At 70.5% G+C, this 24,203-nt stretch carries 17 protein-coding genes; 10 read left to right on the top strand and 7 right to left on the bottom strand.

Annotated elements, in window-relative coordinates; all coding sequences use genetic code 11:
* Positions 1-87 precede the first annotated feature (87 nt).
* Complete coding sequence (gene snpA / locus ACGFW6_RS12165) at positions 88-735, bottom strand: snapalysin (protein ID WP_393507831.1); 648 nt, start codon at positions 733-735, stop codon at positions 88-90.
* A gap of 178 nt (positions 736-913) precedes the next feature.
* Here snpA and ACGFW6_RS12160 point away from each other — a divergent pair, with 178 nt between their 5' ends.
* Positions 914-1,858 (top strand): LysR substrate-binding domain-containing protein, encoded by a 945-nt coding sequence (locus ACGFW6_RS12160; protein WP_393507342.1) that lies wholly within the window; start codon positions 914-916, stop codon positions 1,856-1,858.
* Between the two features lie 10 nt (positions 1,859-1,868).
* Here ACGFW6_RS12160 and ACGFW6_RS12155 read toward each other — a convergent pair whose 3' ends face one another.
* Entirely contained in the window at positions 1,869-3,950 is a 2,082-nt protein-coding gene (locus ACGFW6_RS12155; RefSeq protein ID WP_393507340.1) for a PhoX family protein, read from the bottom strand.
* 276 nt (positions 3,951-4,226) lie between these two features.
* Between ACGFW6_RS12155 and ACGFW6_RS12150 the strand changes: the two genes are divergently transcribed.
* The 8 genes from ACGFW6_RS12150 (at position 4,227) to ACGFW6_RS12115 (ending at position 16,025) form a co-directional block, all read left to right on the top strand.
* A complete protein-coding gene (locus ACGFW6_RS12150; RefSeq protein WP_393507338.1) occupies positions 4,227-5,933 on the top strand; it encodes a VWA domain-containing protein in 1,707 nt (568 codons plus the stop codon).
* Positions 5,934-6,065: 132 nt separating this feature from the next.
* On the top strand, positions 6,066-7,781 hold the full coding sequence (metG, locus tag ACGFW6_RS12145; protein WP_393507336.1) for a methionine--tRNA ligase: 1,716 nt from the start codon (positions 6,066-6,068) through the stop codon (positions 7,779-7,781).
* Positions 7,782-7,823: 42 nt separating this feature from the next.
* On the top strand, positions 7,824-9,392 hold the full coding sequence (gene metG, locus ACGFW6_RS12140; RefSeq protein WP_393507334.1) for a methionine--tRNA ligase: 1,569 nt from the start codon (positions 7,824-7,826) through the stop codon (positions 9,390-9,392).
* A gap of 117 nt (positions 9,393-9,509) precedes the next feature.
* The gene (locus ACGFW6_RS12135) at positions 9,510-9,986 is read left to right on the top strand and encodes a hypothetical protein (protein WP_393507332.1); all 477 of its coding nucleotides are present in this window, start codon (positions 9,510-9,512) and stop codon (positions 9,984-9,986) included.
* An 85-nt stretch (positions 9,987-10,071) separates the two neighbouring features.
* Positions 10,072-10,437, top strand: a complete 366-nt coding sequence (locus ACGFW6_RS12130) for a PH domain-containing protein (protein WP_030950219.1) — start codon at positions 10,072-10,074, stop codon at positions 10,435-10,437.
* A gap of 61 nt (positions 10,438-10,498) precedes the next feature.
* Complete coding sequence (locus ACGFW6_RS12125; RefSeq protein ID WP_393507330.1) at positions 10,499-11,197, top strand: nucleotidyl transferase AbiEii/AbiGii toxin family protein; 699 nt, start codon at positions 10,499-10,501, stop codon at positions 11,195-11,197.
* A gap of 103 nt (positions 11,198-11,300) precedes the next feature.
* Entirely contained in the window at positions 11,301-14,504 is a 3,204-nt protein-coding gene (locus tag ACGFW6_RS12120; RefSeq protein WP_393507328.1) for an FG-GAP repeat domain-containing protein, read from the top strand.
* Positions 14,505-14,615: 111 nt separating this feature from the next.
* A complete protein-coding gene (locus tag ACGFW6_RS12115) occupies positions 14,616-16,025 on the top strand; it encodes an FG-GAP repeat protein (protein WP_393507326.1) in 1,410 nt (469 codons plus the stop codon).
* A gap of 18 nt (positions 16,026-16,043) precedes the next feature.
* On the opposite strand, the gene ACGFW6_RS12110 is transcribed toward ACGFW6_RS12115, so the two are convergent.
* Both ACGFW6_RS12110 and aspS read right to left on the bottom strand, forming a co-directional pair.
* Positions 16,044-17,003 carry an intradiol ring-cleavage dioxygenase gene (locus ACGFW6_RS12110; protein WP_393507324.1) on the bottom strand — a complete coding sequence of 320 codons (960 nt, stop codon included), beginning with the start codon at positions 17,001-17,003 and terminating at the stop codon, positions 16,044-16,046.
* A 129-nt stretch (positions 17,004-17,132) separates the two neighbouring features.
* On the bottom strand, positions 17,133-18,896 hold the full coding sequence (gene aspS / locus ACGFW6_RS12105) for an aspartate--tRNA ligase (protein WP_393507322.1): 1,764 nt from the start codon (positions 18,894-18,896) through the stop codon (positions 17,133-17,135).
* A 200-nt stretch (positions 18,897-19,096) separates the two neighbouring features.
* On the opposite strand from aspS, the gene ACGFW6_RS12100 reads away from it, so the two are divergent.
* The gene (locus tag ACGFW6_RS12100) at positions 19,097-21,316 is read left to right on the top strand and encodes a SpoIIE family protein phosphatase (protein ID WP_393507320.1); all 2,220 of its coding nucleotides are present in this window, start codon (positions 19,097-19,099) and stop codon (positions 21,314-21,316) included.
* On the opposite strand, the gene ACGFW6_RS12095 is transcribed toward ACGFW6_RS12100, so the two are convergent.
* From ACGFW6_RS12095 to ACGFW6_RS12085, 3 genes are all read right to left on the bottom strand, one after another.
* On the bottom strand, positions 21,226-22,344 hold the full coding sequence (locus tag ACGFW6_RS12095; RefSeq protein ID WP_393507318.1) for an AI-2E family transporter: 1,119 nt from the start codon (positions 22,342-22,344) through the stop codon (positions 21,226-21,228). The two genes, ACGFW6_RS12100 and ACGFW6_RS12095, sit on opposite strands and share 91 nt — an antisense overlap.
* A 128-nt stretch (positions 22,345-22,472) precedes the next feature.
* Positions 22,473-23,453, bottom strand: coding sequence for a pirin family protein (locus ACGFW6_RS12090; RefSeq protein ID WP_393507317.1), 981 nt, complete (start codon positions 23,451-23,453; stop codon positions 22,473-22,475).
* A gap of 262 nt (positions 23,454-23,715) precedes the next feature.
* Positions 23,716-24,198 (bottom strand): SseB family protein, encoded by a 483-nt coding sequence (locus ACGFW6_RS12085; protein ID WP_030951249.1) that lies wholly within the window; start codon positions 24,196-24,198, stop codon positions 23,716-23,718.
* Between the last annotated feature and the right edge of the window lie 5 nt (positions 24,199-24,203).

Below are 24,203 nucleotides of genomic sequence, written 5' to 3'. Positions count from 1 at the left end.
CCGGGCTCTTGGGCGTACCCAAAGGCCGGCGCGGCCGCCCCGTGCAGGAGGGCGACCGCGCCATGTGGGGGGTGGGTCTGGTCTTGCCTAGCGGTTGGCCTTGTGCAGGGCCTTGTCCATCGCGGCGGCGAACCCGTTGGCCCACAGCTGCTCGACCTTGGCTTGCTCGTTGGCGTCCGGCTGGGAGTTGGTGCAGGACGGGCCGGGGCCGCCGCCCGACATCAGCTCACTGCACGGACCCTCGTAGTGGTCCGGCAGGCCGAGGACGTGTCCCGTCTCGTGCGCCGTGACGCGGGTGGAGTCGTACTCCTGGTTCTGCTGGTAGTCCAGGAAGATGTAGCCGCCGCCGTGTCCGTCGGTCGAGGCGTACGAGCCGCGCGGGTCGTTGCCCTCGCGGTACGTGAAGTCGGCGTTCGAGCCCTGCTGGAGCTGGACGTTGGACACCGAGCTGTTCCATATCTGGGTGCTGCGGGCTATCTGCGCGCTGAACGTCGGAGCGCCCGAGGCGTCGTAGGTGACGGTGACGGCGGCGGCGCTCGGGTTCGCGGCACGCTTCTCGGCGACCGACTTCAGGACGGCCTGGAAGAAGGCATTGCTGGCGTCGGAGTCCGAGGACCGGGCGACGAAGCCGGCGTGGTCGGGGGCGGCCGAAGCCGGAGCGACCGTGCCGAAGCCGAGAGCCGCCACACCGAGACCGACCGCGACCGCTGAACGGGCGGACAGGGAAAAGGACATACGCATCGATGACTCCTAGGTGGGGGGTGAGTCGTCAAGGCGAGTGTCTGCTCCTGTGTGGCCGCTGTGATGATGGCAATCGGTGATAGCACTGCCCTATCAGGACCCCAATTAGCAGCGTTCCACGGTGATTTGTGCGGCTGGTGAAAGCTTTGATTCCGTTTTAATGTCCCAGGGCATGGAGCTCGAGGTGAGACACCTCCGCGCGCTGTGCGCCATAGCCGACACCGGCAGTCTGCACCGGGCCGCCCGCGAGCTGGGTGTCGCTCAGCCGTCGCTCAGCACACAACTGCGCCGGATCGAGCAGGAGCTGGGTGGTGCGCTGTTCCTGCGCGCGCGAACCGGCTGCCGTCCCACGCCCCTGGGCCGGCTGGTGCTCAGCCGTGCCAGGCCGCTGATGGCCGATATGCGCGCCCTGGTCGCCGAGGCGCGAGCCGCCGCGGTGGGCGGCCCCGAGCTGCGCGTCGGCTCGACCGCGAGCAAGGCTCTGGCGGGCTGGCTGCGCCGGCTGCGCGGACAGGGCCAGGACCCGACCCTCCACATGAACGTCTCCCCCAACGCCCTGCTGCGCATGGTCGCCGAGGGCCAGCTCGACGTCGCCTTCGTGCACGAGGTCGAGGGCTCCCCCCTGCGCATCCCGCCCGAGCTGCGGCTGCGCGTGCTGATGGAGCGCGAGCCGCAGTTCGTGTCGCTGCCGACCGACCACCCGGCCACGGCGAAGTCCGAGGTCAGCCTGCGTGACCTGGCCGACGACCGGTGGATGGTCGACCCGACGGTCGACGGGGAGTGGGACGCCGTGCAGCGGATGTTCCGCGCGGCCGGCGTCAACCCGCACGTCCTGCACGGCGACTACTACACGGCCGACGCCCTGGTCGCCACCGGCGAGGTCGTCGCCGTCTGCCAGCCCACCCACGCCGACAGCCCCACGATGGCGGTACGGCGCCTGCGCGGCGACCCGCTCGGCGTACGCCTGCTCCTCGCGGCCCGTACGGAGACGGACCTCGACGGGGTGTATCCCGCGCTGGCGGAGGCGTACTGGGAGGCGGCGCGGCAGGCGCCCGCGTACCGGGAGTGGCTGGAACACGACGACGAACCGATGCCGCCGGTCCCAGCACTCCCGTAAAGCCACCGGCTCAGACGCCGATGTCGCAGCCGTCCTTGCGCCAGACGGCCACGACGGCCGGCCGGTTGATCTTGCCGGCACCGTCGGGCCAGGCGCTCAGCGGCTTCTCGGCCGTCGCGCCGTCGATCTCGCCCGGGTGCTGCACGGCGACGAGCACGCGGCGGTCCTGGATGACCGGGCCGCAGGTCTCCGCGCCGTTCGGCATCGTCAGGAACTGCTTCAGCTCACCACGGCGCTCACCGCGGGTCGCGACGCCGAAGAGACCGTCGTGGTTGCCGAGGGCGTTGCCGTCCGTGGAGATCCACAGGTTGCCGTGGGAGTCGAAGGCGACGTTGTCCGGGCAGGAGATCGGGGAGACGTCGTCCTTCGGGAACCCGGCGAAGTAGGTGGCCGGGTCGTTCGGGTCGCCCGCGACCAGGAACAGCTTCCAGGCGAACTTCTTGCTGTCGGCGCAGTTCCAGCGCTCGGTCAGCTCCAGGATCTGGCCGTGCTTGTTGGCGTTGCGCGGGTTGGCCTCGTCCGCCTTGGCGTTCGAGCCGACACCGCGGTTGCTGTTGTTCGTGAGGGCGACGTACACCTTGCCGGTGTGCGGGTTGGGCTCGATGTCCTCGGGGCGGTCCATCTTGGTGGCGCCGACCTTGTCACCGGCGAGGCGCGTGAAGACGAACACCTCCTCGGCGCTCATGCCCTCGACGTGCGAGACGGCACCCTTCGCCGTCGCCGTGGCCAGCGGGATCCACTCACCACTGCCGTCGAACTCGCCGTCGGCCGGGAGCTTCCCCGTCCCGTCGATCTCGATGGCCGGGGAGTCGCCGGTGAGCTTGGCGACGTAGAGCGTGCCCTCGTCGAGCAGCGAGAGGTTGTGCTCCCGCACAGCGCGCGAGCTGCCCTTCTTCATCCGCTTGCTGCCGACGAACTTGTAGAAGTAGTCGAAGCGCTCGTCGTCACCGGTGTAGACGACGGGACGGCCGTCGTCGGTCAGCCGCACGGTCGCACCCTCGTGCTTGACGCGGCCCAGCGCGGTGCGCTTGCGGGGCTTGGCGGTGGGGTCGTACGGGTCGAGCTCGACGACGTACCCGAAGCGGTGCGGCTCGTTGGGCTCCTGGGCCACGTCGAAGCGCTTGTCGAAACGCTCCCACTTGCGCTCGGTGGCGCCGGTTCCGATCCCGTAGCGCTTGTCCGTCGCGCGGGTGGCGTTGGCGAAGTACTGGTTGAAGTTCTCCTCGCCGTGCAGCGTGGTGCCCCACGGGGTGACGCCGCCGGAGCAGTTGTTCAGGGTGCCGAGGACCTTGGTGCCGGTCGGGTCGGCGGAGGTCTTCAGCAGGTCGGAGCCGGCGGCCGGACCGGTGACCTTGAACTCGCTGGTCGCGGTCACGCGGCGGTTGAGCGGGTGACGGGGCACGGGCGTGAGCTTCCCGGACCGCCGGTCGCCCTCGACGACGACGGCGGTCAGGCCGTGGGCCGCCCAGGCGACCTCGACCTGCTGCTTCGTCGGGTTGGCGGCGTCGTAACCACGGAACATGAGCACCTCGTCGGTGTACTCGTGGTTGGCGACGAGGATCTGGCGGTTGTGCTCGCCCGGCAGCGGCAGCAGGGCGAGGAAGTCGTTGTTGTAGCCGAACTGCTTCGACTGCGACTCGGCGGTCTGGTTGTCCGGGTCGAACGCGGGCGCGCCGCGCAGGATGGGCTCGCCCCAGCGGATGACGACGTTCTGCGCGTAGCCGTCCGGGATGGTCACGGTGTCGGCGGTGTTCGGCGCGACGGGCTCGAAACGCAGGCCGCGGGCGCCGCGGGAGGCGTGCCGGGTGCTGGTCGCGGCGCCGGCGGCGGCCGTCTCGGCGGCGCTCGCCTTCGGGGCGGCGACGGTGGCGGTGGCGCCGACCGCGGAGGCCGCGGTGACGACGGCCGCGGCACGCATCACCGTACGGCGGCTGAGGGCGTCGGCGATGACATCACCGACATACGGGTTGGTAGTGGTGTTCGGCACCTCGTGGAAACAGGCGTCGCCACACCGGAAGCGGCAGGTCAGGGCTGCTCTGCCACCATGATGCGAGTCATTGTTGACGCTGACGATCGGCAACTGAATACGCATGGCTCTTGGTACTCCCCTTGCTTCCCCTTGAATGCAGCGTGGGGGACGGTAGGGGCACGTTTGTGCGGGAGCGGGGCGTTTGAATGAACGAAGGGTGAACCAGGGGTGGATGTACGGCGGTTGGCGTGCCGCCGTTGATCGACCCGATGTCGCCCTTGACCGTCGGGACCCCTTCGTGCCCGCCCCTCCCCAAGATCGCCATCCGGGGCCGCTAACCTTACGTGTCCGTCCTGGCCAGGGATCTACGGGCATCAACTCACGCGAAGGGTTGCGCACATGGGCATTCTCACTCTCCTGCGGAACGCATTCGGCCGGTCACGCAAGGGGCGTACCGCCGAAGCAGAGGGTGCGACGACGCCTTCGCCGGAACCCCGGCCGACGGTCCCGTCCCCGTCCCCGGAGCCCCAGCCGACCGTGACCGCCCAGGTCCCGGAGCCGCGCAGCGCGGACCGCCCGGCCCCGGAGGCCACTGCGAGCGCCGAGCCGCAGACCAAGCCGGCCGATCAGGACGTTCAGGACGTTCAGGACGACGAACACGAGCTGGTCTCGGCAGCCTTCGACAACGTGACGGTCCCGAAGCCGGCGGAGCCGACGGAGCCGACGGCCGAGGAGGCGACGGCCGAGGAAGCGACGGCCGAGGAGCCGACGGCCGAGGAGGCGACGGCCGAGGAGGCGACGCCGGTCACCGAGGAGCCGAAGGCCACCGCTGAGGAGCCGAAGGCCGCTGAGGAGACGCCGGTCGCGGAAGAGCCGGCGGCTGTCGAGGAGCCGGTTGCCGAGGAGCCGGCGGCGGTGGAGCCGGCTGCGGTGGAGCCGGTCGCCGAGGAGGCGCCGGTCACTGAGGAGCCCGTCTCGGAGGCGCCCGCCGCTGAGGAGACGACGGCTGAGGAGACGACGGCTGAGGAGCCGGTCACCGAGACCCCCGTCGCCGAAGAGGCCATCGCCGAAGAGGCCGCCGTCGAGGAGACCCCGGTCACCGCGGAGCCGGCCGTGCAGGAGCCGGCGGCTGAGGAGCCCGCCGCCGAGGAGCCCGAGCCCGTCGCCGTGGTCGAGACGGAGACGGCCGCTGAGCCCGAGACGTCCGCCGAGGTCACGCCCGACGCCGAGCCCGAGCCCGTCGCGGCGCCCGAGCAGGTCTCGAAGCCCGAGCCGGCCACCGCCGAGACCGCCCCCGAGCCGGTCACCCCCGAGCCGGTCGTCGAGGCCGCTCCGGTCGAGACCGCTCCGGTCGAGGCCGTCGAAGGCGACGGAGTCGCGGCCGCCGACGGCGAGGACGCCGCACAGGGGCCACTCGCAGCCGACGACGAGAGCCGCACGGGTGGTGCGGGTGGGAACAAGAACGCCGAAGGCGAAGCCGAGGCCGCGGCCACCCCACCCGCCGTCGCCCTCGCAAAGGCCGGCCTCACCACCGCCCGCGCCAAGGTCTACCTCGTCCTCGACCGCTCCGCGAGCATGCGCCCGTACTACAAGGACGGCTCCGCCCAGGCCCTCGCCGACCAGACCCTCGCCCTCGCCGAGCACCTGGACCCCGACGCCCCCGACACCTCCGTACACGTCGTCTTCTTCTCCACCGAGGTCGACGGCACCACCGACCTCACCCCCACCTCCTCCGAGACCGCGATCGACGACGCGCACGCCGGCCTCGGCCGCATGGGCCGCACCAGCTACCACGCCGCCGTGGAAGCCGTCCTCGCCCACTACGACAAGAACGCCACCCCCGGCGCCCCCGCCCTCGTCGTCTTCCAGACCGACGGCGCCCCCGACGCCAAGACCCCGGCCACCCACGCCCTCACCGAAGCCGCGAAGAGCCACCCCTCGGTGTTCTTCTCCTTCATCGCGTTCGGCGACCACGACAACAAGGCGTTCGACTACCTCCGCAAGCTGAAGACCGACAACACGGCCTTCTTCCACGCGGGCCCGACCCCCCTGGAGCTCACGGACGCGGAACTCTACGACGGCGTACTGATCGACTGGCGCCCGTAGCACCCGTAGATCACCCGGGCCGCCCTTTCCCGCCCCTCAAAACGGGAAGCGGGCGGCCCACCCGTGTCGGCTACGATTTCAAGGTTCGCAAAGAACCAAGAACCCCGAATTCCGACCTGGGAGCAGCCCCCGATGGCTCGACACCTCATCACCAGCGCCCTTCCGTACATCAACGGAATCAAGCACCTGGGCAACATGGTGGGGTCCATGCTCCCGGCGGACGTGTACTCCCGGTACCTCCGCCAGCGCGGCCACGACGTCCTCTACATCTGCGCCACCGACGAGCACGGCACCCCCGCCGAGCTGGCCGCGAAGGAGCAGGGCATCCCGGTCGCGGACTTCTGCGCGCAGGCACACGAGGCGCAGAAGGCGGTCTACGACGGCTTCGCGCTGGCCTTCGACTACTTCGGCCGCAGCTCCAGCCCGCAGAACGTCGAGATCACCCAGCACTTCGCCCGCAAGCTGCACGAGAACGGCTTCATCGAGGAACGGGCGATCCGCCAGGTCTACAGCCCGGCCGACGGCCGCTTCCTCCCGGACCGCTACGTCGAGGGCACCTGCCCCCACTGCGGCTACGACAAGGCCCGCGGCGACCAGTGCGAGAACTGCACCCGCGTCCTGGACCCGACGGACCTGATCAACCCGCGCTCGGCGATCTCCGGCTCCACGGACCTGGAGGTCCGCGAGACCAAGCACCTCTTCCTCCTGCAGTCCAAGCTGCAGAACGAGGTCGAGGAGTGGGTCACGCGCCACGACGGCGTCTGGCCGCACCTGGCCTCCTCCATCGCCCACAAGTGGCTGACCGAGGGCCTGCACGACCGCGCGATCACCCGTGACCTGGACTGGGGCGTGCCCGTCCCGGCGGACACCTGGCCGGAGCTGGCGGCCGAGGGCAAGGTCTTCTACGTCTGGTTCGACGCCCCGATCGAGTACATCGGCGCGACGAAGGAGTGGTCGGACCAGGACCCGGAGAACCGCGACTGGAAGTCGTGGTGGTACGAGGCCGACGACACCGTCCGCTACACCGAGTTCATGGCCAAGGACAACGTCCCCTTCCACACCGTGATGTTCCCGGCCACCGAGCTCGGCATCCGCGAGCCGTGGAAGAAGGTCGACTTCGTCAAGGCCTTCAACTGGCTGACGTACTACGGCGGAAAGTTCTCCACCTCCCAGAAGCGCGGTGTCTTCACCGACCAGGCCCTGGAGATCCTGCCCGCCGACTACTGGCGCTACTTCCTGATCGCCAACGCCCCCGAGTCGGACGACTCCTCCTTCACCTGGGAGCACTTCACGGCCACGGTGAACAAGGACCTGGCCGACACCCTCGGCAACTTCGTCAACCGCGTCCTGTCCTTCTCCAAGAAGCGCTTCGGCGAGGAGGTCCCGGCGGGCGGCGAGCCCGGTGAGGCGGAGGCGAAGCTCGGCGAGCAGATCGCCGAGCTCCTCGCCGAGTACGAGTCGCAGATGGAGGCGCTCCAGTTCCGCAAGGCGGCGGCCGCCCTGCGCGCCCTGTGGTCGGCCGGCAACTCCTACCTGGAGGAGAAGGCGCCCTGGCTGGAGATCAAGACCGACAAGGACGGCGCGGCCCTCACCCTGCGCACGGCGATGAACCTGATCCACCTCTACGCGGTGGTCTCGGAGCCCTTCATCCCGTCGTCGTCGGCAGCCATGCGCCAGGCGTTCGCACTCGCGGACGACACGGCGACCTGGGTGAGCGCGGACGAGGCCCGCTCCCTCACGGCCGTCCCCGTCGGCACCCCCTTCACCGTCCCGCCGGTCCTCTTCGCCAAGCTCACGGACGAGGACCTGGAGGCATACAAGGAGCGCTTCGGCGGCGAGCCGGCGTAAAAGCAGGTGAGGGCCGTCGTCGGCCTGTGATGGAGTGAGGTCATGACGTACTACGTCACGACCCCCATCTACTACGTCAACGACGCCCCGCACCTGGGCCACGCCTACACCACCCTCGCGGCCGACGTCCTCGCCCGCTGGCACCGCATGCGCGGCGAGGACGTCTGGTTCCTGACGGGCACGGACGAGCACGGGCAGAAGATCCTGCGCACCGCGCAGGCGCACGGCGTCGGCCCCGAGGAGTGGGCCGACCGGCTCGTCCACGAGTCCTGGCAGCCCCTGTGGGAGCACCTGGAGATCGCCAACGACGACTTCATCCGCACCACGCAGCAGCGGCACACCGACCGGGTGCGGGAGTTCGTCCAGGATCTCCACGACCGGGGCGAGATCTACAAGGACAGCTACGAAGGGCCGTACTGCGTCGGCTGCGAGGAGTTCAAGCTCCCCGGCGAACTGCTCGACGGCGAGGGCGAGTACGCGGGACAGAAGCTCTGCCCGATCCACAAGAAGCCGGTGGAGCTGCTGAAGGAGGAGAACTACTTCTTCAAGCTCAGCGCCTACACCGACCGGCTGCTCGCCCACTACGAGGCCCACCCGGACTTCATCCAGCCCGAGTCCGCGCGCAACGAGGTCGTGAACTTCGTACGGCAGGGCCTCCAGGACCTGTCCATCTCGCGCTCGACGTTCGACTGGGGCGTCCCGGTGCCCTGGGACGAGCGGCACGTCATCTACGTCTGGGTCGACGCGCTGCTGAACTACGCCACCGCCGTCGGCTACAACGAGAACCCGGAGAAGTTCGCCTCGACCTTCCCGGCCGACGTCCACCTCGTCGGCAAGGACATCCTCCGCTTCCACGCGGTCATCTGGCCGGCGATGCTGATGGCGAACGGCCTCCCGCTGCCCGGCAGGATCGCGGCCAACGGCTGGCTGCTGGTCGGCGGCGAGAAGATGAGCAAGTCCAACCTGACCGGCATCAAGCCGCAGGACCTGACCGCGCACTTCGGCGTGGACGCGTACCGCTGGTACTTCCTGCGCGCGATCACCTTCGGCCAGGACGGCTCGTTCTCCTGGGAGGACTTCTCCGCCCGCTACACCAGCGAGCTGGCGAACGACTACGGCAACCTCGCCTCCCGGGTGGCGGCCATGGTCGGCACGTACTGCGGCGGCGAACTGCCGGCCGCGACGGCCGCCGGAGAGGCCGAGCGGGCGGTCCGGGAAGGGCTGGCGAAGGCCGCCGCGGAGGCCGACCGCCGGATCGGCGAGGAGCTGGACTTCCAGGGCGGCATCCTGGCCGTCCTCGACTTCGTGAAGCAGGTCAACGGCTATCTCACCGCGCAGCAGCCGTGGAAGGTCGCGAAGGACGAATCCGAGCAGGGCCGGGCCCGGCTGGCCACCGTCCTGTACACCGCCGCGGAGTCCCTCCGGGCCGTCGCCGTCCTGCTGAACCCGGTCATGCCCGACACCTCCCGCAAGCTCTGGGACTCCCTCGGCGCCGGGGCGTCCCTGGGCGCCCTCGAGGACCAGCGGATCCAGGAGGCCGGCGAGTGGGGCAGGCTCCCGGCCGGCACCACGGTCACGAAGGGTGCGGTCCTCTTCCCACGGCTGTCGTGAATTTCTTGACCGATCCGTGGCCAACTCGGGGACATCACGCGGATGTTGTCCATCCTGTTGGCATCGATCCCACCCCGGGGGCACCATGTCCCCCCGCACGACCGTATGGTTTCCGCCATGGCAGTCCCTGAGGTCATCCCGATCGCGTACGAGCCGCACGGCCGTACCGAGGCGATCGGCTTTTACGAGGACGGGCAGTTCATGGGGTCGGTGACCTACGCCTTCCCCAAGGGCTTCGAACTCGACTCCGGCTGGGAAGAGCACAAACGCCTCTACGCGGTCCTGCACACCTTCGATCCCGAGGGCCGGTACCGCGACTCGGAGATCTGGTGTGCCGGCACCTGGGCCGAGCAGCAGCGCGCCCCGCAGGGTGCCGAATCGCCGCTGGCGCGTGCCCGCGTCCATCTCGCGACCCTGCTGCGCAGTCTGCCCCGGCGGACGTACAAGGACATCGCGATACGACCCTTCCAGCTGACCGTGGACGGCGTGCTGTTCGGCCTGGTCACCGGCGAGGACGACGAGGAGGCGTGGGCCGAGCTCCATCCCGACAACCTGGGCTTCGGCGCGCCCTGGGACGGTTCGTACGACACCTGATCGTTTACCCCTCTATGCCTGGACCCCTCCCAGGCGCTATACATTGCGAAGATCATGTAGAGCCATCAAGTGGGGGGATCCATTCATGGCGCTCTTCGGTAACGCGCACACCATCGACTCGGGTCAGGCGCAGCAGGACTTCGCCCGGCTGCTGGGTCACGGTGAGCAGGTGCACGCCGCCTACCTGCTGATACGCGACACCATCCTGTTCACCGACCGCCGCCTGATCCTGGTCGACAAGCAGGGCATCACCGGCAAGAAGGTGGAGTACCACTCCATCCCGTACCGCAGCATCACGCACTTCGCCGTCGAGACCGCCGGCACCTTCGACCTCGACGCCGAGCTGAAGATCTGGGTCTCGGGGACGCCGACGCCGATCGAGAAGACGTTCACCAAGGGCGTCGACATCTACGAGGTGCAGGCGATCCTTACGCAGTTCGTGGCGAAGTAGCCCGCGCATCCGGCCCCGCCGTGGTCAGCCGACCCGGCGGGGCCGCCATAATCGGCGCACGATGATCCCGTTGCGCCACCACCTGCTGACCGACGTCCTCACGATCGGCGCCCCTTACCCACTCGTGCTGGCCGGCTGGTACGCGGTCCGGGCCCATGGCCTGATCCCGCAGGTGTCGCCGGAGGCATCCGTCGAAGGGCCGCTGGAAGTGGCCACCGAGAGCCCCGAGCCGATGGACCGGGTCGCGGCGGTCCTGCGCACGGGCCTGACGGAACGCGGCTGGCTGGTGCGCCCCCTGGAGATCGATCCGCTGTCCGCCCGCCTCCTGGTCACCGGTGTGGCAGGCGCGGAGGAACAGCCGGTCGACGTGCTGAAGGAGACCCTCTGGCAGCGGCCCGTCCGGACCGACCTGGGCCCCGCTCTCTCCGTGGAGGACCTCATCGGCACCAAGGTCCGCGCGCTGGCCGACCGGGGCACCGCCCGCGACCTGACCGACGTCTACGTCGCCGCCGCCCACTGGAGCTTCCCCGACCTGGAGGAACAGGGCCGCCGGCACGCCTGGGACGAGTTCGACCCGGCCGACCTGCAGTCCCGTCTGGAGGCGACGGAGATGCTGGACGACCGTGAGTTCACCGCCCGGGGCCTGGACGCGGAGTCGGTGCCCGAGCTGCGCCGATGGGTGCGGGCGTGGGCGGACGACATCGCGGAGCGGCTGCTGGAGGAGGAAGCACTCAGCCCGCCGGCGGACGCGGACGAGTGACGAGGCTCCGGTGCGGCCCGCTCGTTTCCGGCCGCACAACCCATTGGTAACATCCGCGCACTTGTGCGGGGGCAGGGGGCCCTCGCAGGGGAGGGAAACTCACGTGGGCAGACACGCCCCGAGACGAGCGGGCCGCGGCACGCTCGTCTCCACGCTGGCCGTGGCGGTCGCGGCCGGATCGATCACCCTGTTCTCCGGCACGGAGGACACCGGCGCGCAGGCGGCCACGACCGCGGCGGCCGCGACCACCGAGATCGTGCTGGACGACCCGAACAGCGAGACCCGGCGCACCGACCGGCTGCTCGCGGCGGGCGAGACGGGCTTCCTGCACCGGCAGGCGGGGGTCACCGGCCTGCTCTGGACGGACTACGACGACGGCTCCACCGTCGGCGTCGAGGGCACGTCGGGGCTCTACACGCCGACCACCACCAGTTGCTACGACATCCAGACCCGGTGCGCCACGGGCGTGTTCGGGCAGGGCGCCGACACCGTCGCGCTGCCGCACCGCACGTACGGCGACCCGGTGTACCTGTGGAGCCCGGACGGCGGTCCGCTGCGAACCGTGGACCTGAGCCAGTCGGCCGACCGGGTGGGAACGTACGGCGAGACCACGGTCACCGTCGAGTACAACGGCGTCGTCGACGGCGAGCAGCTGGACGGCCATGTCCTGCACCTCGTCGACCTCGTCGACGGACAGCAGCGTGACCGCGTCGTCACCGGCTATCCGGCCGACACCTACTGGGAGTGGAACAACGCGCGCACCGGCGACCGGAACGGCGCTCTGCTGACCCACCCCGTCCACGACGAGTACGGCGAGGTCCAGTCCTACACCGTCGGCTACCTGGACTTCGCCACCGCGCGGTTCACGCCGGTCTTCACCGGCCTCGACTCCCTGCCGGAGCCGGTCCTCAGCGACGACCGGGTGGGCTGGTACACGGAGGCCGGCGGTCTGCACCTCAAGCCGCGCGCCGATCTCGGGGCCGAGGAGACGGTCCCGGTGGCCGGCGCGGCGACCAATGTGTCCCCCAAGCCCGTGCCGACCCTGGTGGGGGACTGGGCGGTCCTCACCAGCGGCTCCGGCGTCAAGGCCGTCTCCCTGACCGCCGGCACCACGAAGACCCTGCTCACCGCCGCGTACGGCACCCCGCTGGCCACTCCCGACGGCGGCACCCTCGTCACCGGCGGCACCACCGCGTCCGACTGGTGGGTGCAGCGCGTGGGCCTCGGCGCCGACGGCACCCCGCAGGTGCGGAAGCTGGTCAAGGTCGCCCCGTACGAGAACGCCAAGACCGGCGTCGCGCTCAGCCGGGGCAACCTGCGGGTCGCGGAGGACAACCCCAGGAACGCCAACAGCGACACCACGTCCGTGCGCGGGATCGCCACGAACGGCAGCACCGCACTGACCGCGTCCGCCGCCGCCGAGGGCGACCAGGTCTCCACCAAGTGCCCGTACCCGAACACCGCCTGCTCCGCGCTGTGGGGCAACAGCACCGCGGAGCCCGAGGACGTCTTCCTCAACACCTTCTACAACGGCGACGAGGGCGGCACCGGTCTGGAGAACGAGGACCAGCTGGTCTCCCTCCACGACGGGTGGTCCGGCTACACGCTGTCCTACGGCACCACCGGCGGCGCGATCGTCGACGTCTCCGACGGCTACGCGATCTACAACTCGGGTGGCTCGACGCCCGCGCAGTACGTCGGCGAGTTCGGGTACAGCCAGATCCTGAAGCGGTCGGTCCGGGCCGCCGGGCTCAACGGCTCCACCCTGTGGAGCGCGACGACGACCCCGGGCCGGCTGACCTCGTACGACCTGGTCACCAGGAAGACCCTCGCCACCGTGGACGTCCCGGGCCTGGGCTGTGTGCCGAGCGAGCTGCAGGCGGCGGGCCGCTGGGTGTACTGGACGTGCGGGACCGCCTCGGCCGGCGTCTACGACACCAGGGCCAGGACCTCCCGGCCGGTCGCCCCGGGTGACGTGCTGCTCGGCGACGGCTTCACCGTCCGTCACGACCACGAGGCCGACCGGCTCGTCCTGACGGACGCGGCCACCGGCACGACGCGCGTGGTCGCCTCGGGTCTGCCCGACTCCGGGCTCCCCGTGGACCGTCGCTACCGGTGGACGGTCGACGAGTACACGGGCCTGGTCGCCTGGTTCGACAGGTTCGAGCAGACCCACCTCGCCACCACCGGCGTCACCCCGTCCGCGGTGACGGCCTTCCGCACGGAGGCCACCAGCTACGCGGGCCCGTCGATGCCCTGGACCGGCGAGTGGCTGCTGTCCCGGCCCATCACCTCCTGGTCCCTGACCGTCACCTCGGTCCAGAGCGGCGCGAACGGCAGGGCCACCCGCACGCTCACCGGCGGCGCCACCCCGGCGATGGTGTCGGCGTCCTGGAACGGCAAGACGTCGAGCGGGGCGTACTTCCCCACCGGCGGATTCACATGGACGCTGAAGGCGACGGGCCTCGGCACCACATCGCCGGTCACGGTGACGTCCGGTGAGGGCTATCTGGAGCGGGGCTCGGCAGTCCGCCACGACTTCGTCAGCCCCGACGGGGCCGACGGCCGCGGTGACCTGCTCACCCTGAACTCCTCCGGCGGCCTGACCTTCCACAGCGGCACCGGCACCGGCAAGTTCGGCGACAAGTACACCGGCACCGGCTGGCCCACCACCGTCACGGCCGTCCCCTTCGGCGACCTGAGCGGCGACCGCTGCAACGACGTCCTCGTGCGCTACAGCACCGGCGCCCTGCGGCTGTACAAGCCGGGCTGCGGCGCGGCGGTCAAGCCGTCGACGTCGTACACCACCCTGGCGAGCAGCGGCTGGACCCAGTACAACGCGCTCACCTCACCGGGTGACGTCAGCGGCGACGGCCGCCCGGACCTGATCGTCCGCCATGCCTCCACCGGCACGGTCTACCTCTACAAGGGCACCAGCGACGGCAAGCTCGCCTCCCGGGTGAAGCTCTACGACAGCTGGAAGGGCTACAAGAAGATCGTCGGCGTCGGCGACATCACCGACGACGGCAGGCCCGACCTCCTCGCCCAGGACACGGCGAACACCCTCTGGCGCTACGACGGCAAGGGCGACGGCACCTTCGCCGCCCGCGTGAAGGTGTTCACCGACTGGGGCGGCAACTACAACGTCGTCGTCGGCGTCGGCGACATCACCGACGACGGCCGCCCGGACATCGTCTCCCGCGACACCAGCGGCAACGCGTGGCGCAACAGCGGCGACGGCAAGGGGTCGTTCGGCTCGCGGACCCAGATCGCCAGCGGCTGGAGCGGCTACAAGTCCCTTTCCTAGCAGCGCGATCGATCCTCGTCGAGGCGCCCGGAGACCGATGTCACCGGGCGCCTTTACACTTCCCGCGTGATGTCGGCGCACAGGGGGTGCGCCTGGGGTGGAGGGACTCACATGGGCAGATGGGGCGCGTCCGCGTTCGTCGTCATCGGTCTGATCGGGGGGACGCTGGTACCGGCCGTCCCGGCGGCCGCCGTGCACGGGGCCGTCCCCGGTGACTTCAACGGCGACGGCTTCCGCGACGCCGTGCTTCCCGCGCCGGGCGCGAACGTCTCCGGCAAGGAGGCGGCCGGTGCCGTCGTCGTGCTGTACGGCTCGGCCTCCGGTCTGTCGGCGACCCGCCGCAAGACCCTCACGCAGAACACCTCCGGGATCCCGGGCACGAGCGAGGCGTACGACCGGTTCGGTGCCGCCACCGCCACGGCCGACCTGAACCGGGACGGGTATGCCGACCTGGTGGTGGGGTCGCCGTACGAGGACACCTCGAAGGGGACGGACTCCGGCGCGGTCACGGTCCTGTGGGGCAGCGGCAGCGGTCTGACGAGTGGGACGGACCTGCCGTCGCCGTCGAACTCCCCGCACTACTACGGGCGGGATGTCGCCGCGCTCAGCACCGGAGCGGGTACCAGGACGCGGGTGGCGGTCGCCGGCTACGACGGGGCCGTGCACTTCGCGGGGCCGTTCACCCGCGCCGGCGGCTTCGGCTCCCGCACGCTGAACATGGACACCGGCTCCCTGGAGTCCGTCGCGCTGGGCGACTTCGACGGAGACGCCGTGCCCGACCCGGCCGTCGTCACCTCCCGCCAGAGCGACCTGACCGGCGGCCTGGTGCACACCAGGTTCTCCTACGGGGAGGAACTCCAGGGCAACGGCCTCATCGCCGCCACCGGCGACGTCAACGGCGACGGCTACGGCGACCTCGTGGCCGGCGACCCGGACGAGCCCCAGGTCGCGGGTGTGGACGGGGCGTTGGGCGGCCGGGTGCTGGTCTGGTACGGATCGGCCCACGGCATCGCGTACGACACCGAGCCCGCCCAGCTCACCCAGAACACCTCCGGCGTCCCCGGCACCAGCGAGAAGCACGACGCCTTCGGCGGCTCCCTCGCCGTCGCCGACCTCAACCGGGACGGCCTCGCCGACATCGTCGTGGGCACCCCCTACGAGGGTGTCGCCGGCAAGAACCGCTCCGGTGAGGTGACCGTCATCCCGGGCCGGAGGACAGGCGCGCTCGGCGCCGGCTCCTACGCCTTCAACCAGTACACGGCCGGCGTCGGCGGCGGCAACGAACTCGACGACTTCTTCGGTACGACCGTCTCCGCCGGGGACGTCGACAAGGACGGCAGGCCCGAGCTGTTCGTCGGCGCGTCCGGCGAGAACAACTCCACCGGTGCCGTCTGGGTCTTCCCGGGCGGCAGCTCGGGGCCCACCGCCCGGGGAAGCCGTGTGTTCAACGCGTTCTCCGTCAACCTCACCCAGGGCAACGGCACCGGGCTCGGCGGCGAAGGACTGCTCTGGGTGATCTGACGCCGGTCGCGTCCGGGGTCACGACGGCGACGACGTGGCTCCCGGTTGCACCGCGTCGTCCGTGCCGTCGTGCGTGGCCTCGGGGTCGACGCCCATCGTGATCGTGGCGACGACGCCCTTGGCGATGGCGTTCTTGCGGTACTTCAGCTTCAGCAGGCCGCCGGCCGTACCGCTCTGGTCGTAGATCGTGTCCTCGTCCAGCGTGGTGCGGGTGGTCGTGTTGGTGGAGTACGGCTCGACCTCGGCGGAGGCCAGCACGCTCTCCTCGTCGAAGAAGAACTGGCCGGTGTGGCAGGTGGTGCCGCCCTCGTACCCGGCGTCCGTCCAGGTGCCGCTCACATGGACCTTGGTGTGGATGTGGACGCACCGGCCCTGGTACCAGCCGGGGAAGACCGTCCTGAACTCCACGAAGCCGCCGCGGTCCGTCCGCCAGGTGCCGCGCAGATAGCGCTCGTCGTCCGTCGGCTCCTGGTGGACACCGCCTCCGCCTCCGGGCGCGCCCGAGGGCTCACCGGACGGGGGTTCGCCCGTCGGCTCGCCGGACGGCGGGGTGCCGCCTCCGCCGCCACCGCCGCTGCCCATGTCCTCGTATCCGGAGTACACGCCCAGCGCGTTGCAGTGCCAGATGTCGACCGCGGCGTTCCTGATGGGCTTGCACGTCTCGGCGTCGATCACCTTCAGGCGGAGGGTGAGCGGGATGCCCTCCTGGTCCTCGGTGATGTCCTTGCGGAGCTTGTCCGCGTCGATGTAGTAGGGGCCCTCGGTGGTCTCGGAGGTCAGCTTGTAGCAGGTCTCCGACGCAGCACCGCTCGCCGTGGCCGTGGTGCTCTCCGCGCTCTTCTCGCCCGCGAAGGCGCCGGCCGCGAGGGTGCCGCCCACTCCGACCGCGACCGCCGCGCCCGCGCCGGCCACGACGACCTTGCGACGCGTGAGGTCCTTCTTGTGTTTCGGCCCTTCGGCCGTCTGGTTTCCCGTCATGTGCAGGGAAGTTAGGGACGACGCCTGTCAGGAGCTTAGGTAAGGGCTGGGTGAGAGCCCAGCATGTGCCGCATCACGAGAAGTGGCTCGGAACCGACGCCGGTTCCGAGCCACCTCACGACATGCCGCCTACTTCGGCTGCGGCTTGCGCACCGAGAGGTGCAGCTCCTTCAGCCGGGCCTCCTCCAGCTCCGTCGGCGCGCCCATCATCAGGTCCTGGGCGTTGCCGTTGAGCGGGAAGGCGATGGTCTCGCGGATGTTGGGCTCGTCGGCCAGCAGCATGACGATGCGGTCGACGCCCGGCGCGATGCCGCCGTGCGGCGGGGCGCCGAAGCGGAACGCGCGCAGCATGCCGGCGAACTTCTCCTCGACGGTCTCGCGGTCGTAGCCCGCGATCTCGAAGGCCTTCAGCATGATCTCCGGCTCGTGGTTCCGGATCGCGCCGGAGGACAGCTCGACGCCGTTGCAGACGATGTCGTACTGCCAGCCGAGGATGTCCAGCGGGTCCTGGGTCTCCAGCGCCTCAAGGCCGCCCTGCGGCATGGAGAACGGGTTGTGCGAGAAGTCGATCGCGCCGGTCTCCTCGTCCTTCTCGTACATCGGGAAGTCGACGATCCAGCAGAACCGGAAGACGCCGTCCTCGAAGTGCCCGGCGCGCTTGGCGGCCTCCACGCGGACCGCGCCCATGATCTTCGAGACCTCGTCGAACTCACCGGCGCCGAAGAACACCGCGTGACCGGCGGCCAGCGACAGGCGCTTGGTCAGCTCGGCGACGTTCTCCTCGGTGAGGAACTTGGCGATCGGGCCGGACAGCGAACCGTCCTCGCCCACGCGGACCCAGGCCAGGCCCTTGGCACCCTGCGAGACGGCGAAGTCACCGAGCTGGTCGAAGAACTTCCGGGGCTGCGCGGAGACGTCCGGCACCGGCAGCGCGCGCACGTGCTTGCCGGCGAACGCCTTGAACTCCGACCCCTCGAAGATGTCCGTGATGTCGACGAGCTCCAGCTGGGCCCGCAGGTCGGGCTTGTCGGAGCCGTACTTCAGCATCGCCTCGCGGAACGGGATCCGCGGGAACGGCGAGGTGACGTGGCGGCCGCCGCCGAACTCCTCGAACAGCTCCGTCATCAGCTGCTCGATCGGCTGGAAGACGTCCTCCTGCTCGACGAAGCTCATCTCGACGTCGAGCTGGTAGAACTCGCCCGGCGAGCGGTCGGCGCGCGCGTCCTCGTCGCGGAAGCAGGGCGCGATCTGGAAGTAGCGGTCGAAGCCGGAGATCATCAGCAGCTGCTTGAACTGCTGCGGCGCCTGCGGCAGGGCGTAGAACTTGCCCGGGTTCAGACGGGAGGGGACGACGAAGTCGCGGGCGCCCTCGGGGGAGGTCGCGGACAGGATCGGCGTCGCCATCTCGTTGAAGCCCAGCGCCGTCATCTTGTGGCGGATCGCCGAGATGACCGACGTGCGCAGCAGGATGTTCTTGTGCATGCGCTCGCGGCGCAGGTCCAGGAAGCGGTACTCCAGGCGCCGCTCCTCGTTGACCCCGTCCTCGGTGTTGATCGTGAAGGGGAGCGGGGCGGCGGCGCCGAGCAGCTCGACCTCGCCGACCTCGACCTCGATCTCGCCGGTGGGCAGTTCGGAGTTGATGTTCTCCGCGCCGCGGGAGACGACCTGGCCGTCGATCCGGACCGTGGACTCCTTGGACAGCTTGTCCAGGGCCTCGTACGCGGGGGTGCCCGGGCGGGCCACGAGCTGCGTGATGCCGTAGTGGTCGCGCAGATCGATGAAGAGGATGCCGCCCAGGTCGCGCCGATTGTGCAGCCAGCCACTCAGCCGGACGTCGGTGCCGACGTCAGAGGAGCGGAGCTCGCCGCAGGTGTGGGACCTGTACCGATGCATCGTCGTTCATCCAGTCTTCGCGGATCGGGGGCTTCGTTCCCGTGAATCAGGGGCTTTGTTTCACGTGAAACTCCCCCCAAGCCTACCGGGCACCCCAAGATCGGCTCCCCACCATTTCGCGGTGCCCTCCGGCCCGCGGGACCGGGTGCCCCGTACAGCTTCGGTGGCAGTGTGCGATCACCTCTTCTTAGAGTGGGGCAATGCGCACTGGTGAGCCCCTGCCTGCCGTGGGGGAGGTTCTGGCCGCCCTAGCGACCGGACTGTGGCACTGGAACACCGCCACGGGACTGGTCACGGTCGACGCGGAGGCCGCACGGCTGCTCGGTCTGCCCTCCGAACGGGCCACGCTCAGCCAGGCCCAGGTCCGCGCCCGGCTGCATCCGGTGGACTGGAACGAGATCAGCGGAGTGATCCAGCTGGCCGTCGCCGAGGGCACGCTCGGCGAGGCACGGGTGCGGATCATGGACGACCGGGGCCGGGTCGTCCGGGTCGGCCGCAGCCGCTTCCACGCCTCCTACGACCGCGAGAAGCGGTCGTACGAGGTCACCGGCTCCCTCCAGGAGGTCACCGAACCGGTGCCGGGTACCTCCGCCGGGCGTACGGCGGTCACCGGCGACTGGCGGCGCTCGCGGGAGGCGTTCCTGCTGGACGCGGGCCGGGCGCTGGCCGAGGCGAGATCGACGGCCGAGGTGCTGCGGGTGGCGGCCGGTCTGTCGATGCCGGGCTTCTCACCGGACGGGCTCGCGGTGTTCGGGGTGACGGGCGACCGTCTGACGATCATCGGGCACCACGGCCATCAGCCCGGTGACGAGGACCCCTTCACGCATATGGCCCTGGACACGGACTATCCGGCCGCCGAGGTGGTCCGCACCGGCCGTGCCGTCTATCTCTCCTCGCCCGAGAAGTACAAGGAGCGCTACCCGGTCACCTGGCCGCTCGCGGCGCACTTCGACCGGCAGTCCTGGGCGTTCCTGCCGCTCACCGTGGCCGGGCGCACGATGGGTGCCTGGATGGCGGCGTTCACCTATCCGGTCGCCTTCACACCGGACGAGCGCTCCGTGCTGACGACGGTGGCCCGCATGCTCGCGCAGGCCCTCTCGCGCGCCGAGGCCGCCGAGTCCGCACGGGAGCTGACGGACGGCCTCCAGCGCTCGATGCTGCCCAAGCTGGGCCCCGAGATACCGGGCATGGGGGTCGCCGCGCGCTACGTCCCGACCGGCGGGGGCCTCCAGGTCGGCGGCGACTGGTACGACATGATCCCGCTGCCCGGCGGCACCTCCCGCACGGAGTTCGGGGGAGGCCGGTTCGCCCTCGTCATCGGCGACGTCCAGGGCCATGACGTTCGGGCGGCGGGCCTGATGGGCCAGCTCCGTATCGCGTTGCGCGCCTACGCCTCCGAGGGCCACCGCCCCGACGCCGTCCTCTCCCGGGCCTCCCGGTTCCTGCACGGCATGACGTTCGGCTCCCTCGACGAGGACCCGTCCGATCTGCGCTTCGCGACCTGCCTGTACGTCGAGGTCGACCCCGCGTCCGGCCTGCTGGACATCGCGCGCGCCGGGCACCCCGACCCGGCGATCCGGATGGCCGACGGCACGGTGCTGGCGCGTCCGACGGCGGGCGGTCTGCCGCTGGGCATCGACCCGGACGCCGACTATCCGACGACCAGGATCACCCTGGAACCCGGCGAGACCATGCTGATCTGCACGGACGGGCTGATCGAGACCGGCGGCCACGACCTGGAGACCGGCTGGAAGCGCATCCGCACCATCCTGGAGGAGCACGACGGTGATCTGGAGGGCCTGGCCGACGCCCTGGTCCAGGCCGTCCACGGGCCGTCCTCCCACCACACCACCGGCCCGCTCGCCGACCGGCGCGAGGACGACATAGCGGTCCTGCTGCTGCGCCGGGAGGAGGACGGCCACGGCCCAGGTGAGGGCGCGTCCCTGCGGCCGGCGGTCCGGCGCACCGTTCTGTCGGTCGCGCAGGCCGAGCCGGAGCGGGTCGGGGTGGCCCGCCAGCAGCTGCGGGAGCTGCTGCACGACTGGGCCTGGGAGGACCAGGTCGACTCGGCGGTCCTGCTGCTGTCGGAGACGCTGACGAACGTCCTCGTGCACACCGACGCCGACGCGCTGCTGCTGGCGGAGGTGCGGGGCGAGCCCGGGGACCGACGGGTGCGCGTCGAGGTCACCGACACCAGCGACGACCTGCCGCACCGGCGCAGCCCGGGAGAGCTGGCCTCGTCCGGGCGGGGTCTGATGCTGATCGAGCTGCTGGCCCAGGCGTGGGGCGTCGACCCTCGCGGCGAGGGCAAGAGCATCTGGTTCGAGCTCTACGAGTCCGAGGGCGCCGAGGCTTCCGGGGGCGGCTCGGGCCCGGTCGCGGTCGAGGTGGACGTCGAGGTCGAGGTCGAGCTGCCGTAACGCTCCCTCAGCTCATGGGCGACGCCGAACGCGGCGGCGGTGAGCGGGACGGCGAGCAGCATGCCGAGGATGCCGGCCACGGAGGCGCCCGCGGTGATCGTCACCATGACGACGGCCGGGTGCATCTGCACGGTCCGGCTCTGGATCGCCGGCGTCAGCACATGCCCCTCCAGCACCTGCACGGCGAGCACGATCCCCAGTACCCACAGCGCGATGACGAAGCCCCGGTCCGCGAGGGCGACGAGCACGGCCACGGCCCCCGAGATGACCGCGCCCAGATAGGGGATGTAGGCGCCGACGAAGACGAGCGCGCCGAGCCCGATCGCGCCCGGCACATCGAGGATCACCAGCCCGACGGTGATACAGACGGCGTCGATGAAGGCGATGAAGGTGGTCCCCCGCATGAACCCCTCCACGGCCTGGAACGCGCGCCGGGCCATGGCCTCGACGACGTCCGCGCTCCCGTGCGGAACCATGGACCGCAGGGCTCCCGCGGCCCGGTCGGAGTCCCGCAGGAAGAAGAAGACCAGCAGCAGCGCGAGCACGCCGATGGCGATGGTCTCGCCCACGACGCTGACCCCGCTGATGAAGCCGGAGGCGGCCGTCCCGCCGAACTTGGTGAGCAGCTCCTGGGCATGGGCGGCGACGTCGTCCAGCGAGGTCCCGGCGGCCCCGAAGTGGTCCGCGATGTCCCGGCCGGCCTGCTTGAGGGAGGCCACGATCTCGTCGCCGCTGTCCACGATCGCGGCGACGACGATGTAGACGGCCCCGCCGACCACGGCCACCACGGCGACGCAGGTCAGCGCGGCGGCGAGCGACCGGTTGACCTTGGCCTTCACCAGCCGCCGGTGCAGCGGCCCGAGGAGAGCCGTCCCCAGCATCGCGAGCAGGACGGGCACCACGGCCGTACTGAACTCCACGGCCAGCCGGATCCCGACGTAGACCACCCCGGCGACGAGCAGCACGACCACGCACCAGGCGGCGAGGCGCCGTACGGGGTCGGGGAGCAGCGGGGGCGGGGCCTGCACCCTTCCAGCGGATCACGCGCGGGGCGGGGCTGTCGTGCGCGGGCGGCCGGGCGGGTGACGAGCGGATGACGAAAGGCCCGGCGCCGCACCACGCTGTGCGACGCCGGGCCTTTTCGTACCCGGGTGGATCAGCCCTCGGCCGGGCCGTCGCCGGTCATTCCGTGCACGGCCGGGACGGTGCCGAGCCGGCCCTTCTGGAAGTCCTCGAAGGCCTGCATGAGTTCGTCCTTGGTGTTCATGACGAACGGGCCGTAGTGGGCCATCGGCTCACGGATCGGCTGCCCGCCGAGGAGGACGACCTCCAGGTCCGGGGTGTGCGAGTCCTGCTTCTCGTCGGCGCGCACGGTCAGGGAGCCGCCGTCTCCGAAGACCGCCGTCTGACCCGTGTGGATCGAACGGCGCTCGGCACCCACGCTGCCGCGGCCCGCGAGGACGTACGCGAGGCCGTTGAAGTCCTCGCGCCACGGCAGGGTGATCTCCGCGCCCGGGGCGAGGGTCGCGTGGATCATCGTGATCGGGGTGTGGGTGACACCGGGACCCTGGTGGCCGTCCAGCTCACCGGCGATGACACGCAGCAGCGCGCCGCCGTCGGGGGAGGTGAGCAGCTGGACGTTGCCGCCGCGGATGTCCTGGTAGCGCGGCGCCATCATCTTGTCCTTGGCCGGGAGGTTCACCCACAGCTGGAGGCCGTGGAAGAGGCCGCCGGACATGACCAGCGCCTCCGGCGGGGCTTCGATGTGCAGCAGACCGGAGCCGGCCGTCATCCACTGGGTGTCACCGTTGGTGATGGTGCCACCGCCGCCGTTGGAGTCCTGGTGGTCGAAGATCCCGTCGATGATGTAGGTGACGGTCTCGAAGCCGCGGTGCGGGTGCCAGGGGGTTCCCTTGGGCTCGCCCGGCGCGTACTCCACCTCGCCCATCTGGTCCATCATGATGAACGGGTCCAGGTGGCGGTAGTTGATCCCGGCGAACGCACGGCGCACCGGGAAGCCCTCGCCCTCGAAACCGCTCGGTGCGGTCGTGACGGCGAGCACGGGACGGGCCACCGCCTCCGCGGGCGCGGCGACGCGGGGCAGCGTCAGCGGGTTCTCGACGGTCACTGCAGGCATGTCGGTACCTCCTTGTGCGGCCAGTTTAGTTGAGCATTGAACTTCTTGCCACCCCTAACGGGAAAAGCGCGGCAGCCATTCCCGCCGGGCACGACGAAGGCCGGCGCCCGGTACGGGCGCCGGCCTTCATCACGAGGATCCGGTGCTTCGACGGCGGCTCAGTGTGTCAGGAAGAGCCGCCGGGAGGGGGTCGGACGACGGTTCGGGCACGACGCCGGGCCAGGGGCCGCCTGCTCACAGGTGTCGTGCGGAACCGCCGAGGTCAGCCGTACATCCGGCGCATCGCGAACTCGACCATCTGCTCCACGGCCTTCGCGTCGAAGACCATGCGGTGCTCGCCCTCCATGTCCACGACGAAGCCGTAACCGGTCGGCAGCAGGTCGATCACCTCGGAACCGGTGATCACGAAGTACTTGGACTCCTTGCCCGCGTACCTGCGCAGCTCCTTCAGCGAGGTGAACATCGGGATCACCGGCTGCTGGGTGTTGTGCAGGGCGAGGAAACCCGGGTTGTCGCCGCGCGGGCAGTAGACCTTCGACGTCGCGAAGACCTGCTGGAAGTCCTCGGCGGACATCTGCCCGGTGGTGAAGGCCCGCACCGCGTCCGCGAGCGAGGGCGGGGACGGCTCGGGATAGAGCGGCGGCTGCTGGCCGTACCCGCCGACGCCACCTGCCATGGGCTGCTGCGGCGGGGCGTACTGCTGCTGTGCAGCACCGCCATCCATGGGCTGGCCGTATCCATACATGAGCG

It is taken from the genome of Streptomyces sp. Y7 (genome assembly GCF_043195415.1).
GTDB lineage: Bacteria > Actinomycetota > Actinomycetes > Streptomycetales > Streptomycetaceae > Streptomyces.
The sequence above is the reverse complement of the archived record's forward strand: the minus strand, read 5'-3'. Positions and strand labels throughout refer to the sequence as shown.

Bases quoted from the DNA above. Each gene is read 5' to 3' on its own strand.
- ACGFW6_RS12130 (WP_030950219.1), top strand. From the start codon at position 10,072: ATGGCGCTCTTCGGTAACGCGCACACCATCGACTCGGGTCAGGCGCAG.
- metG (WP_393507334.1), top strand. From the start codon at position 7,824: ATGACGTACTACGTCACGACCCCCATCTACTACGTCAACGACGCCCCG.
- ACGFW6_RS12155 (WP_393507340.1), bottom strand. From the start codon at position 3,950: ATGCGTATTCAGTTGCCGATCGTCAGCGTCAACAATGACTCGCATCAT.
- ACGFW6_RS12090 (WP_393507317.1), bottom strand. From the start codon at position 23,453: ATGCCTGCAGTGACCGTCGAGAACCCGCTGACGCTGCCCCGCGTCGCC.
- ACGFW6_RS12110 (WP_393507324.1), bottom strand. From the start codon at position 17,003: ATGACGGGAAACCAGACGGCCGAAGGGCCGAAACACAAGAAGGACCTC.
- ACGFW6_RS12150 (WP_393507338.1), top strand. From the start codon at position 4,227: ATGGGCATTCTCACTCTCCTGCGGAACGCATTCGGCCGGTCACGCAAG.
- ACGFW6_RS12115 (WP_393507326.1), top strand. From the start codon at position 14,616: ATGGGCAGATGGGGCGCGTCCGCGTTCGTCGTCATCGGTCTGATCGGG.
- ACGFW6_RS12085 (WP_030951249.1), bottom strand. From the start codon at position 24,198: ATGTATGGATACGGCCAGCCCATGGATGGCGGTGCTGCACAGCAGCAG.
- ACGFW6_RS12100 (WP_393507320.1), top strand. From the start codon at position 19,097: ATGCGCACTGGTGAGCCCCTGCCTGCCGTGGGGGAGGTTCTGGCCGCC.
- metG (WP_393507336.1), top strand. From the start codon at position 6,066: ATGGCTCGACACCTCATCACCAGCGCCCTTCCGTACATCAACGGAATC.
- aspS (WP_393507322.1), bottom strand. From the start codon at position 18,896: ATGCATCGGTACAGGTCCCACACCTGCGGCGAGCTCCGCTCCTCTGAC.
- ACGFW6_RS12135 (WP_393507332.1), top strand. From the start codon at position 9,510: ATGGCAGTCCCTGAGGTCATCCCGATCGCGTACGAGCCGCACGGCCGT.
- snpA (WP_393507831.1), bottom strand. From the start codon at position 735: ATGTCCTTTTCCCTGTCCGCCCGTTCAGCGGTCGCGGTCGGTCTCGGT.
- ACGFW6_RS12125 (WP_393507330.1), top strand. From the start codon at position 10,499: ATGATCCCGTTGCGCCACCACCTGCTGACCGACGTCCTCACGATCGGC.
- ACGFW6_RS12160 (WP_393507342.1), top strand. From the start codon at position 914: ATGGAGCTCGAGGTGAGACACCTCCGCGCGCTGTGCGCCATAGCCGAC.